This is a genomic window from Streptomyces sp. NBC_01176, assembly GCF_045039825.1.
In the GTDB taxonomy this organism is placed as follows: Bacteria; Actinomycetota; Actinomycetes; order Streptomycetales; family Streptomycetaceae; genus Streptomyces.
In genome coordinates this window covers 9,474,398-9,487,044 of record NZ_CP108600.1, presented here as the reverse complement: position 1 = coordinate 9,487,044, position 12,647 = coordinate 9,474,398, and the positions used below count along the sequence as shown (strand labels likewise).

The window sequence follows — 12,647 nt, the reverse complement described above, 5'->3', positions numbered from 1 at the left end:
GCTGAATCCGTGGACGACATCCGTGGCCGCCACCCATGCTCGATCACGCTCTTGCGTACCGTGCCGGGCCCGCCGGATCGGGGTGCGGATTCACTGCGGCACGGTCGTATCGACCGAGTCGACAGCGGGGATGTCGAGGTCGGTCTGGTTGACGTTGTTGATGAAGTTGGTGAGCAGGAACTGCACCGCCACCGTAATGATCGCCAGGATCTGCGGGTCGGTGTACCCGGCGCCCCGGACACTCTCGAGCTCAGCGTCGCCGACCTGTCCGCGGCTCTCAACCACCTGCTGCGCGAAGCGGGCGGCCGCAGCGCGTTTGGGATCGACAGAGCTCCCGGCGCGGCCGAGTTCGATGTCGTCGCCCGACATGCCGCCGAATTTGGTCGCGACGTGGGAGTGCATCGCCAGGCAGTAACTGCAGCCGTTGGCTTGCGACACGGCCAGCGCGATGCTGTGCCGCGTCCTGGCGTCGAGAACGCGACTCAGAGTGCCTTGCAGAGTCGTGACGACCTCAAGGACGGTCGGGTTCGACGCGAGCGTCTTGAACATGCTCGGGACGAAGCCCAGCTGCGCACCAATGTTGTCGAGGGTCTGCTGTGCGCTGGTAGGCACATCCTCTGGAGGGGGAACGTTCAGTCGTGACATGGCGAGGCGACCTCCGGTCGGGGTGCGTGTCGTCGTTGTTGCGCCCAGGTCGGGCTCGAAGTGGTTCGGAGTTCCGTCGCAGGCCCTACCTGCGTGGCTGCAACCTGGCCGGTGGCGTCAGTTGCGCCTGGTGCCGTGCTTTGCGGGGGTGACTCCGTCGGCGCCGAGTCCGGAGATCTCTTCGCCACCCCAGACACCACATATGAAGGACTATACAGACCAGAAATGGCTACGCAACCCCTTCCCGGGGTGGATCGCGTCCGCCATGTTGCATGTAGGTGAGTCAATGTCGCGGCGGATCAGTAAAGGTGCAGTTCAGAGGTCTTTGGTTGCTGCGCCGCGAGCTGCTCTGGCGGGCTGGACGGGCGACTTCAAGCCACGTTTACACGGTCCGATCGCGACTCAGTCGATTGATTTTTGTGGACGTTTTAGTCCACTCTTGAGTAAGACTGGACCGAGAGGAAGGCCAGATCTCCCGGATCCACCTGTGCCCCTGTCCCGCATCCGTCTACGAGGAGGTTCTCCTTGACATGACCGCCGCAACGCAGTTGATCGACGTCAGAGTGTCGTGCCGCATCGGCATCTACTTTGATGCGCTGGCGATCCCAGCCGGCGCCCCGCAGGTCGTCCCGTCCGGCACCCATGGATCGCGGCCGGCCAGAATCATGCCGGAAGACTTCACCGAGGGGGCCGGGCAAGCCTCGGACAACGTGTGCGAAGCGCTGCGGCGGGCCGGCGCCAAGCTGAGCGGCATCAGCCAGGTCCGGTCCTGGCTCACCGACCGCGACGACATCGACGCGTACGTGAAGGTTCGCAAGGACGTCATCTCTCACCGACCGGCGTATATGCTCGTATTGGTGCCACAACTGATCCGGCCCGGTCTCCTTTTGGAGATCGAGGCCACCGCGGTTGTGACGCAGGCCGCGGCCGAGCAGCACGAGTGAGTGACATGCCCGAGGGAGGCACCGTGCCCGGAACCAGCGGTACTCGCCGCACGCCACGTGGCCTGGAGACCCGTTCACGGATCGTTGATTCGGCAGCCAAGCTGTTTTATGTCAGGGGCGTCAACGCCACCACGCTCGATGACGTCCGGGTGGCGAGCGGCACGAGTAAGTCGCAGTTGTACAACCACTTCGAGGACAAGCTCGCGCTGGTCCACGCCGTGATCGACCTGCAGTCCAAGTTCGTCCTCGCGCGCGAGGAACAGCACCTACGCGGCGTGAAGACCCTCACCGGTCTGCGCCGCTGGCGTGACGCTCTCGTCCAGGCCAACTCACTGCAGGACGGCTCATACGGATGCGCACTGGGCGCGATGTCGATTGAGCTGTCCGACAACGATGAACAGTCCCGCCAAGCGCTCAACGCATCAATCGGGGCCTGGCGGCGGATGCTCATCGAAACACTGACCCGGCTCCGCGTCCTCGGCGTACTTGCCGAGCACGCGGACCCACAACGCTTGGGTACTGGTCTGCTGGCTGCTCTGCAGGGTGGTTACGTACTCGCACAGAACGCTCACAGCTCCGAGCCGATGGCCGTCGCGCTGGACATGGCTCTGGACCACATCGCATCCTTCGCTCGCCGCTGAGCACAGGTTCGCAACACGACCCACTTCTCAGGCGGTCGCTGCCTCCTGAGGCCAGCTGGGCACATCTCCTGCGCGACACAAGAACACGCCTAACGCAAAGGGTGCCTTCGGCGAGCCGGTTGGAGTCCAGGTCGTCGGCGAGCCCGAACCTTGTGCACTCGAGGATCGCCGGCCAGGGGGCGCGGCGGCCCGGGAGATCGGTTGCCCAGGGTCAGCAACTTGGCGCCCGCGGACCAGTCCGGGGCAGCAGGTCCGCCGATCGCGAGGGTGATCGGCCTATCGGGAAGCGTGACGACCAGGTCGCTCCACCCCTGGGTGACCACTCCGCCAAGTACCGGGTAACGAAGGCTTGGTTGGCGGGCCCACGGTGCTCGAGGGGTGATTGCCCTGCTGCAGCCGCCCGTAACTCCGGTCCTGCCCCGAGGGCGACGATGCGTTCGACTGGGCGGTCCGCGACGAACAGGAGACCTTGCCCGCCACCATGCAGACGTCCAGCTGCTCGGCGAACCGGTGCCTGGAGCTGACTCCGGGCAGCGCCAGTACTGTGCCGCACAGTCTGTCCTGGAGTTTCTCGCTGCTGACGGGCGTGACAAAGGTCAGATGCGGCGGCCGTAGGTGTGCGGATCCACGGGCTGCTCGGACTTCGGAAGCCCGCCGACCACGAGACGGTAGGAGTCCATCACGAGTTCCTTCACCAGCTTCTCGTCGATGGTGCCCCCGCCTTCCACCGTGATCCAGTGCCTCTTGTTCATGTGATAGCCGGGGGTAATGTCCGCGTGCCGCTCACGCAGGGCCGCGGCGTCGTCCGGATCCGCTTTCAGGATCACGACGGGGCGACCTGGCATGTCGGTCATGAGCATGAAGACCTTGCCGCGCACTTTGTAAAGGTCCCAGTCCGGGCCGAAACGACGCTCCAGGTCGGCGCCGGGCAGCTCAACAGTGCGGTCGCCCGCGATCTTCTGCAGCTCCTGTCCGTCCAAGGTGATCAACTCCTCTATCAATCTGAGTACCTCGACCGATCGACCGACCGGTCAGGACCGAGGTGGCGTCTATCGCATGTCCGCAACGAACGGCGGCGCCAGTACGCCGGCAACAATGACGGAAGCCGACGGGGGAACGGACACATTTTCGCGGGCGGCGCGACGTGGGCCAGGTGTGTGACCCCGGAGCACCAGGTAAGCAGCCGTCTGCTCGACGAACGCCCGCGTCCTTTGTCCGGGCCGGCTCGTGTGAGCCCCTCCGGAGGTGAGCGCCCTGGGGTGGCGACTTCTTACTTCCGGCCCGGCGGAAAGGTGAGGTTCGGACGGCGCAGGGCGCCTGACGGTCGTCCTCCCAGCGCGGACGGGAAAGAAGGGCGTATTCGGGGCCGGTGCGAGCCCCCAGCGCTGCCCGGGCCGACGTCGTCGCTGCTGCATCAGCCCGCAGCGCTGAGATGTCCGCTGGCTATCAGCTGAGCTCGCAGTTTCTTACGGGCGTCGAACATCGTCTTGTAGAGCGCGTTACGGTTCGTTTCCAGCTCACTGGCGAGCGTTTCCAGGGGGACCCCGTTGACGACGGCGGTGAAGACCTGCCGCTGGCGGGCGCTCAGTGCTGTCTCGACTGCGTTGCGCGCGGCTGCGACCAGTTCTCGCGCCTGCCAGTGGCTGACGGGGTCGATACCGGAGCGGTCGGGCAGTTGCGCGCATTCGTCCAAGTCGAACCAGGTATTTGAAACACGCCAGAAATGGCGGCCCAGCTTGCTGGACACTTCAAGTACGACGAATCGGAAGGCCCACGTGGTGAACCTGGCGTCGCCACGAAATTCCTGGATTTTGTGGGTGATCCTCATCAGCGCGTCGGCAGCCGCCTGGTGGGCGAGATCGTTCAGCTCGGGCCCGGTAATTCGGTAACGAGGACCTCGGCGGAACACTTCGTCCATGGCGATCCGCACCAGCAGCGCGTGCAGCCGCGTGCAGGCCTGCTCATACTGCGACCCACGGCCGCCCTCGAGCGCGTCCACCCAGGCGGCGGACTCCGGGTCGAGCTGCCGTCGGTCTGGGGCGGGTCCCGGTGCCGGGTGGCTGCCGCTGGTTCCGGTCTGTCTATCAGGAGCCGAGCGACACGTTTTTTTAACATCCGCAGAGTGCATGGTTCTCAATCCCCAGGTCACTTCGTGCGGACAAGCCCGCACGAGACCATCTACAGAGCGTCTACGCGAAGTCACTGTTTTTCATTCGCCGCGCACGTATCCCGCGATTCACGGCCGTTTCCGGCGTAGTTCGACGAGGGGCTCACGCGCGGCGTGGGGCACGCTTTTCCGAACTGTTGCGGCTGGGTGGTGAGCGGGCTGGCCGTGGAGGCCTGCGACCCACCACGCCGGTGGCAGGCGGTCACGCCGTGCCAGGCGTGTACTACGGCAAGAGCTGTTGGTGCTCTGTGGAAGCGCGACATCACGGTGCCCACAGGGGTCCCCCTCGTTTCTGTGATTTCGGCAGCAGAGGCCCTCGACGTCGGCGCGGTAGACAGCCGGCCGGCGCTGCGCTGTCGGCGCGCGAACGGGCCCGGGACCCAGGCGAGGCTCCTTTCCGTATCTCGCGGCCCTCGGTCAACGGGCTCGCCGCGGATGCCAGGTCGTCGGCGGTGCGGGCCTCGCTCACCCTTGCCGTGGATTCCATGAACCTGTTCAGGTCCAGAGCGTCCGGTTGGACGCGCGGCAGACAGGCCCCGTCGACCGGGCTCACGGAGGGTCTCGCTGCTTCCCCGGCGCCTGCCTGAGCCTGTAGGCGTACGTGCGCATGGAGCCTGCGGCAGATGGTGGGGTGTCGTCGTCCCGCACGTCCTCCACCCGTTTCGAGGGACTTACACGCTTGCCTGCCCTGAACAACAGCGAAGCGAGCACGGCGCACTGCCTCGGCTGACCGGCTCCAGCCACGAATCTCGGTCTGTGCAGCCGGACCGGGCCGAGCACTGAGAACTGGACGCCCGCATACATGGTGCCTACCGCCTTGGGGATCCTTGTGAGGCTGACTGCTTGGCCGTCGTCCGCGAGGGACCACTGTCGCCAAACGTACCGCAGGTCGGTCCGATTTCCCGGACCAATTAGTCCTCTTTTTTATGGGCCAAACCTGCTGGCACCTCGCACTACAGGGCGGCTACGGCGCCGGGCTGGCAGCGGACGACGCCGTCCTGGCCAAGGGCGAGTAACTCTTCATGACGAGCAGGGCAGGCCCGGAGCCGTCACGGTCCTCGCCGACAGCGGTGTGTGCTCCGCAACCGTGGCTGGTAGTGGTTGGCGAACCACTCGGTGACCTCCGCTTTGGCGGGCGGCATGCACCGGCGAGCCGGCGACCGGCCCCGCGTTCCGCCCAGTCCGAAGAGCTGGGCAGAAGGCGACCTGCCGTTGCGCGGGAGCCGCCACTTTTCGTCGGCAACTGGGGTTGCATGCCGCCAATGAGGCGTGCGGACGAACACGTCCCGTCGCGCCTCCGGCCTGCCGCGAGGCAGACCGCCCCCGCCTGCGGTGGCGCACAGGGCCTTCTCGGCGCCGCCTCGTCCCGAGCGGTTTTAGCGCTCTCCAGGGCCCTCTGCAGGCGGATTGCCGTCCTCGGCAGGCACGGCATAAGTCTTGATGTGGCCGATCGCCATGTCGAGGGCGATCCTCATGGGTTGGACGTTCCGTGCCGTCTGTGCAAGGAGATAGCCGCCTTGAAGGGCGGCCATGAGGCCGGTGGCGAGCTCTTCAGTGTCCGCGTCGGCACGGAGGACTCCCGAGTCCTTCATCCGTGCGAGCCCGGCCTCGAGCAGCCCTTCCCAAGTGCCGAAGTGCCGCGCGATCGCTGTACGCGCCTCTTCGTCCTGATCGGCCAGCTCGCTTGCAAGGGAGCCGAGCGGGCAGCCGTACGCTCCGTTTCGAAGCGCGTTGTGTTCGACTACTGCGTCCCGCCAGCGCTCCAGCCCGCGGAGGGAACTGAGCCGCCGCAGTAGCTGGTGCTGGCGTTCGAGCAATTCCGCGGCCTGCAACGCGACAACGTCCCGCACCAACGCATCCTTGTCGGGGTAGTGGCGGTAGAGCTGAGATTTACTCGTTCCGCTGGCCGCCCTGACATCGTCAAGGGTCGTGAGACCCACACCCTTGACGTACATCATGTCCGCGGCGGCCCTCAAAATGCGCTCTCGAGTCGCCCGCCCGCGTTCAGTCAAGCGGGAGCCGCTTTTGTCGCTCGCCTGTTCCGCCACATTGACCAGATTACCGGTGCGAACGCTAGCAGCATTCAGAGTGGACCTCAAGGTCCCTTTTTTGGCCTCCCTCCGTCTCTCTGCCTGTCCGCCCCGGAGCCGTCGCCCCAGGCCCCGATGAGCCCACGACCGGCGGCCTAGAACCCGGCGCCCAGTCGACGCGACAACCGTGCCGCGACCATGCCGACCGCTCGCTCGAGCAGCCGAAACGGCCCGCTGGATGCAGCGACAGCACGAGACACGATCCGGTGAACAAGGGCAAGCCGGGGAACCTCGCACGGCATTCCAGGTCAGCGACTCTGCAGGCTTGGCGCCATCCGCGTTCGCGATGTTCCGAACCAGGGCTCTCGGTGACGGCGCTCCGTACAGGGGATGTGTGAGGACGCGGGCGCCGTCATGTGCGTCGGATGATCAGCACGGCCACGTCGTCGAGGTGGTCTACCACGACCGCGGCGTCGAGGATGCGGTCGGCGGTTTCCTCGGCGTTCAGCCCATCGTGGATGGCTTGGGCGGCCAGCGTTCCGGTTCGCTCCAGTCCGGCGTCCAGTGTCAGGGCCGGCCCTTCGACCACGCCGTCGGTGACCATGACCAGCGCGGCATCCTTGTCCAGTGTGAAGGTTTCTTCGGCGTAGTCGGCGTCGGGCAGGACCCCCAGCACCGGGCCGCCTCGCATCTCCCGGATGCTGTGACTGCCGTCGTCGCGTGCGTACAGCAAGGGCACATGGCCGGCGCTGGCACCGGTGACCCGTCCATCGTCTGGGTCGATTCGCAGCATGGTGCAGCTGGCGAATCGTGGCGCGCCCATCGTGACGAGCAGCTTGTTGGTGCGCGTCAGCACGGTTGCGGGATCAGGTTCGTGGGCGGCGATGGCGCGCATGGAGGCGCGCACCTGTCCCATCGCGGCGGCGGCGTCCACGTCGTGCCCTTGGACGTCGCCGATCTCCAGCGCAATGGCACCGTCGGGCAGGACGAAGGCGTCGTACCAGTCTCCGCCGATGTCGAGCCCGTCGCGGCTTGGTTGGTAGCAGGCGGCGGCCTCCAGGCCCGGGAGGTGCTCGGGGAGCATGGGGAGCATCGCCTGTTGGAGTGCTGTGGCTAGCTCGACTCGTGCCTCTTGCAACCTGACGCGCTTCAGTGCCTGGCCTGCAAGGTCGGCCAGAGTGCTCATGAGGGCCCGCTCATCCGGGGACGAGCGGTGTTCGCTGTCATAGGTCACCAACCAGGCCCCGAGCGGCTGATCGCCGCCCGGGCTGAGGGACGTGATCGAGATGGCGTAGCCGGAGTCGAGCTGGTCGAAGTACGGCACCATGGCCCCGTGCGGCCAGCGGCGGATGTAGTCCTCCTGGTTGGAAATGAACTGTGGCTCACCAGTGCGGATCACATGGGGCAGCGCGCTGGGGGCGTCCAGCGGCAGGCCGTGCAGAGCGGCCACCGGTATCGGGATCCCGGCATCGGAGGAGACGCGTAGGCGGCCATTGGTGTTGAACGCCAGCGCGGCGCCCTTACCACCGAAGGTCGCAGCGAGCCGGGTCAGGATGACCTGCTGTACTTCTTGCTCCGTGACTGCTGTCATCACAGCGGAGGAGAAGGCCGCGATCTCGTCGGCGCGCTGACGTTCAGCACTCAGCGCGATCAGCGCTCGCCGTCGGCGCGCTTGCCTCTTGGTCTCGTCGTGGATCACTCCGAAGACCCGCTCAGGGCCGCCGGATCCCAGGATGATCCGACGGGCCCGGCAGACCAGGAAATGCCAGCCATCGTGCTCGGTAAGAAATCGCAATCTGATCCAGGGGGACCGGGCGGCCGCCGAACGCACGAGCCGCCGCAGTGCACCGCGGTCATCGGGATGGACTCGCCGAACGACCTCGGACAGCGACATGGAAGCCTCCGGGAACAGCGCCGCCAAGGCGGGTGCGCCGCCCAGCCACTCCAGCTTGCGCTCCTGGGGTGAATACATGCACAGACCGAGGTTGGCGGCCTTGGCCGCCAGACGGAACGGGATCAACAGGCCGCCCCGGTCGTTTCTCGCGTCCAGCGAGTGCACCCACACCAGCGCCTCGCCACCTACGGGGTCATTCACTCGCCGCGCCTCGACAAGGCAGACGACGGATGCTGCACCTGGCCCGGGGAACTCCAGCACCCGCATGGCGACCGTTTTCGTTGTGGCAGCGTGGGAAACGAGACTTTCGACCGCGCTCAGCTGACTTGTGGGCAACAGCTCACCGAAGCCACGACCCGCGCACTGCTCCACTGACCTGCCCAGTGCCCTGGCCATCGCCTCGTTGAGGCTGCGGATGACTCCGTCCAGGGTCAATAGAGCCGACGGTGTAGCCATCTGAAGAATTTCGTCCGAGGCGTCCATTTAGCCGCTCACTACCCATCTTCGAGCGATATGACCTCGTTGTTCTTCAATAACAGTATCTGCGTGCGGAGCAGGTCGCCTCCACCAGCGGGGGCATGCGACAGGGCGCATAGGGGGCACCTGCGGCGGCCTGCTACCTGTAGGTCGACCGCCCGGCCGCCGTCCGCCAACTGACCGGCTCCCGGACGACCTGGTCCAGCTGGGCCGCGACCTACTGATCACCCTGATCGCGGTCGAGGAAATGGGGTATATCGCCACCGGTGATCCGGTAGTCGCGATCGGCGTGCGCCGGCCAGCCCGGGTGGTGACCCGCTCAGGGTCGAGTGAGGCCTGGATGACGGTGAGAGTCATCATGATTACTCACCGTACTGATCGTGTCGGTGTGCGGGTTGCGTGCGGCGAGGACGGTGAACAGGGTGGCGACGATGGCAAGTCCGCCGTATCCGAGGGCGATCTGCGGTAGTGAGAAGGCGTTCGAGAGCTGGCCCGAGATGAGGCTGGGGAAGGCGGCGCCGCTGTAACAGAGGAGGTAGATCGTGCTAAAGGTCGGCGCCCGGTCGGCGAGTGCGCTGTCGTAGAGCAGGCCGCGGGTGGCGGCACTGATAGCGATGCCTTGACCGGCGCCAGCGACGACGGTTGCGGCGATGAACAGCGCCAGTACGCCGATGGCGATCGCTGCAACGATGCCGATCCATCCGGCCAGGAAGATGGTCATGCCGATGCGTTGGGCTGCCGCGGATGTGAAGCGGCCGCCGACGGGGGCGCCGAGAACGCTGGGGGCCATGTAGGCAGCGAACACCAGTCCGAGGAGGAGTGGGCTGTGGGTGTGGAGTTGATCTGCGACCAGCGCGGGCATGAAGGCCTGGTAAAAGGCCCCGGTCGCCCAGGTGGCCAAGAACACCGCGGCCGCGACAGGGAGCAGGTGCCTGACCCGGGCCGGTACGCGGACCCGGGGTATCAGCGATCGCCAAGCGCCTGGCGTCGACTTCGCGGTTTCCGGGCTGATCACGATCAGTGCGGCAGCCAGTACGAGGAGACCGGCGCAAACCAGGTAGATGAGCTCGCGTGGCCAGGGAGCGAACTGGACCAGGGCGCCGGAGGCGATGGCGCCGAGGGTGAGACCGAGCATGGGTCCCTGGCTGGACGCGACAGAGGCCAACCATTCCGGCCTGTTAGGTGCGGTGTCGACGATGTAGGAGGTGAGGCTGCTGCTGGCCAATCCCGCACCGACGCCCATCAGTAGCCGACCGGCCAGCAGGGTGCCGAGGTCGTACACGTTCAGCAGCAGCAGACAGCCCAGCAGGAGCAGGCCGAGGCTGGCGATCGCGGTGAGCCGCCGGCCCAGATGATTGGAAAGTCGTCCCAGCACCAACAGTGTGGCGATCGTGCCGACGGAGTACGTGACGACGGCCAGCGAGATGCTGGCGTTGGTGAACCCATCCTCGGCCCGGTAGGTGTTGAACAGGGGGATCGGTGCGGCCGTCGCGGCAAACGAGGCCACCAGGGAGGCCACCGCAGATATGAATGCCAGACGGGGCGACCTACCCCCGCGAGCCAGGTTGAGCACTGGTGTCACGTCTTGCATCTAGCCGTGCCTTTCTATTGTTCTGAGCCAACCCCGGGGTTTCCGGAAATCCGGGCTGTGTCCCTGTCCAAGGCACCGACGCCCGGCAGGGCTGGGCTGACACACTCCGGCCGAATGACGCACCACGCGAAACCACGCGTAAGCAAGAAGTCACAATGAATGGATGTCAGCGTCCGTCTCGTCAGCGTCGAACCGCGGCGCCGTCTTACCAACCACGTCGCGGGCGGTCCGCACCGCCGTTCGCCTCGCCCGTTCCTCGTCGCCCTCCCACCGCTGCCTGCGCCGGTGAGCGTGGTGCGACACCGAGGGGCGGCGCACCTAAGGCTTGTCCCGTAACCCATGAGGCGGGATGAAACGGTCCTGGTTTGTGGGTCAGTTGGGGGGTTTGGCCAGGCCCAGGAGCTGCTGGTGGAGGCCGGGTCGGGCGAACAGAGCTGCGCCTGTGTCGGTTCGTCGCTGGCCGGAGAGGTCGCTGAAGGTGCCGCCGGCCTCCTCGACGATGGGGATCACTGCGGCAATGTCCCAGGGGCCGGCGCCCAGCAGCAGGAAGGCGTCGAGTTTCCCTGTCGCGACCAGGAGGGCTCCATGGCAGGTGCCGGATCCGGTGGATGGCTTGCTGGGTGGCGGCGTGGTGGGGTCCGCAGATGCCCAGTTGAGTGCGGGGAGCACGGTTGCGGGTCCTGCTGCCAGCCGGGCCGCGGCGGCGCGTTCGGCTTTGCTTAGCCGCAGTGGTGGAGGCCAGATTCCGATGGCGGCATCCTTGGCGTTTCCTCCTGCCGTGAGCGTCAGCCGATGCGGCGGTGCTGACGGATCGGAGGGGCAGGGGCCCATCCAGGCGCCGGTGCCTGGCGTTGCCCACCAGCGGCGCCCGAGTGCGGGCGCGGAGACCATGCCCATGGTCACGGTGCCGTGTTCTTCCCGGGCGATGAGAGTGCTCCATTCCGGATCGCCCGCAATGAAGCTCGCTGTGCCGTCAATGGCGTCGATGATCCATCGGCGGCTACTGCGCCCATGAGCGCCGAACTCTTCGCCCACGAACGCGTCGTCGGGATGTTCCGTACGGATCGACGCGCGCAGGACGCATTCGATCTCGCGGTCCGCGTTGGTGACCGGACTTCCGTCGCCCTTGTCCTCGGCACCCAGGTCGGGTGCGCGGAAGTAGCGCCGGGCGATCTCGTCCGCCTGATCAGCCAGTTGGTGCGCCAGCGTCAGGTCTGCTGAGTCCGTCATACCGCCCACTCTTCTCGCCGATACCCCCGTGATCAAGTCCCGGTTCAGGCGCACGGGCTCGGCGAGACGATCAGCGCATGGCTGGCGTGATCACGGCGTCCGAGCCGTCTTGGATAACCCCGTTCATCGGCGTGAAATCCGCGCCAGTTCCACAAGACAGTGACCGCGCTCCAGCGCGAGGGGGCCGAACTTGTCCGGGGCGGCCGGCCCTGGGGCCTTTCGCTGGTGGACCGGGTGTTGCTCGTCGCGGCCTACTGGCGTACGAACTTGACGATGCGCCAGCTCGCCCTGCTGTTTGGCATGTCCAAGTCCGTAACCGGCCGGATCATCAACCAGATCAGCCCACTCCTCGCGTTGAAGCCCCGGCAACGCTTCACGAAGGGCACGGTGCTCATCGTGATCGGCACCCTGGTGCACACCCGTGACCACACGATCGCCGAGCAGTCCAAGAACTATCGCTATTCCACCAACCACCAGGTTGTCATCGACGCCGACACCCGCCGGGTCGTCGTGGTCGGCCAGCCACTTCCGGGCAACCGAAACGACTGCAGGGCATGGGCGGAATCCGGGGCCAAAGCCGCCGTCGGCAAGACGATGACGATCACCGACGGCGGCTACCCCGGCACCGGACTGGTGATGCCGCACCGCCGCCGGGCCGGTGAAGAACTCCCCGATTGGAAACAGGAGCACAATCGCTGACACAAGCAAGTCCGCGCCCGCGTCGAGCACACCTTCGCCCGTATGAAGACCTGGAAGATCCTCCGCGACTGCCGGCTCAAGAGTGACGGCGTCCACCACGCCATGCTAGGCATCGCCCGGCTGCACAACCTCAACCTCGCCGGATAGGCGCGGCGGCCACCGGCCGAGCAGTCTTGGCTCCGTCGACTCGAAGATCAGGTACGGGACAAGCCTTAGGGATGGTGAGCCGACGAGGTGCCAAGTCGGTCTAGGGCGAACGACCCGTCGGCACTACCTTCCTGGCCGTGCTGCGGTAAAGGTGTCGTGCGCTTCGGAGGCCGTTACAGGCA

General features: G+C 66.3%; 9 protein-coding genes and 1 pseudogene. 3 read left to right on the top strand and 7 right to left on the bottom strand.

Annotated elements, in window-relative coordinates; genetic code table 11:
• Positions 1–90 precede the first annotated feature (90 nt).
• On the bottom strand, positions 91–645 hold the full coding sequence (locus OG199_RS41265) for a carboxymuconolactone decarboxylase family protein (protein ID WP_356809300.1): 555 nt from the start codon (positions 643–645) through the stop codon (positions 91–93).
• Between the two features lie 530 nt (positions 646–1,175).
• On the opposite strand from OG199_RS41265, the gene OG199_RS41260 reads away from it, so the two are divergent.
• Entirely contained in the window at positions 1,176–1,589 is a 414-nt protein-coding gene (locus OG199_RS41260) for a Rid family hydrolase (protein ID WP_405834053.1), read from the top strand.
• Positions 1,590–1,612: 23 nt separating this feature from the next.
• Entirely contained in the window at positions 1,613–2,230 is a 618-nt protein-coding gene (locus tag OG199_RS41255; protein ID WP_405834050.1) for a TetR/AcrR family transcriptional regulator, read from the top strand.
• A 596-nt stretch (positions 2,231–2,826) separates the two neighbouring features.
• On the opposite strand, the gene OG199_RS41250 is transcribed toward OG199_RS41255, so the two are convergent.
• The 6 genes from OG199_RS41250 to OG199_RS41225 all read right to left on the bottom strand — a co-directional run bounded on the left by OG199_RS41250 (position 2,827) and on the right by OG199_RS41225 (position 11,619).
• A complete protein-coding gene (locus tag OG199_RS41250; RefSeq protein WP_356806773.1) occupies positions 2,827–3,210 on the bottom strand; it encodes an MmcQ/YjbR family DNA-binding protein in 384 nt (127 codons plus the stop codon).
• 434 nt (positions 3,211–3,644) lie between these two features.
• Positions 3,645–4,229 (bottom strand): RNA polymerase sigma factor, encoded by a 585-nt coding sequence (locus OG199_RS41245; protein ID WP_405834048.1) that lies wholly within the window; start codon positions 4,227–4,229, stop codon positions 3,645–3,647.
• 1,544 nt (positions 4,230–5,773) lie between these two features.
• Entirely contained in the window at positions 5,774–6,445 is a 672-nt protein-coding gene (locus OG199_RS41240; protein ID WP_356806776.1) for a TetR/AcrR family transcriptional regulator, read from the bottom strand.
• A gap of 394 nt (positions 6,446–6,839) precedes the next feature.
• The gene (locus tag OG199_RS41235; protein WP_356806778.1) at positions 6,840–8,804 is read right to left on the bottom strand and encodes a SpoIIE family protein phosphatase; all 1,965 of its coding nucleotides are present in this window, start codon (positions 8,802–8,804) and stop codon (positions 6,840–6,842) included.
• Positions 8,805–9,117: 313 nt separating this feature from the next.
• Positions 9,118–10,317, bottom strand: coding sequence for an MFS transporter (locus OG199_RS41230; RefSeq protein WP_356806780.1), 1,200 nt, complete (start codon positions 10,315–10,317; stop codon positions 9,118–9,120).
• 444 nt (positions 10,318–10,761) lie between these two features.
• Entirely contained in the window at positions 10,762–11,619 is an 858-nt protein-coding gene (locus tag OG199_RS41225) for an inositol monophosphatase family protein (RefSeq protein WP_405834046.1), read from the bottom strand.
• 77 nt (positions 11,620–11,696) lie between these two features.
• Here OG199_RS41225 and OG199_RS41220 point away from each other — a divergent pair.
• Positions 11,697–12,465, top strand: a pseudogene (locus OG199_RS41220) (transposase).
• Positions 12,466–12,647: the final 182 nt, after the last annotated feature.

What these genes read in the sequence shown, in the direction of transcription:
- OG199_RS41265 (WP_356809300.1), bottom strand. Translation starts at nt 645, where the DNA reads ATGTCACGACTGAACGTTCCCCCTCCAGAGGATGTGCCTACCAGCGCA.
- OG199_RS41260 (WP_405834053.1), top strand. Translation starts at nt 1,176, where the DNA reads ATGACCGCCGCAACGCAGTTGATCGACGTCAGAGTGTCGTGCCGCATC.
- OG199_RS41225 (WP_405834046.1), bottom strand. Translation starts at nt 11,619, where the DNA reads ATGACGGACTCAGCAGACCTGACGCTGGCGCACCAACTGGCTGATCAG.
- OG199_RS41235 (WP_356806778.1), bottom strand. Translation starts at nt 8,804, where the DNA reads ATGGACGCCTCGGACGAAATTCTTCAGATGGCTACACCGTCGGCTCTA.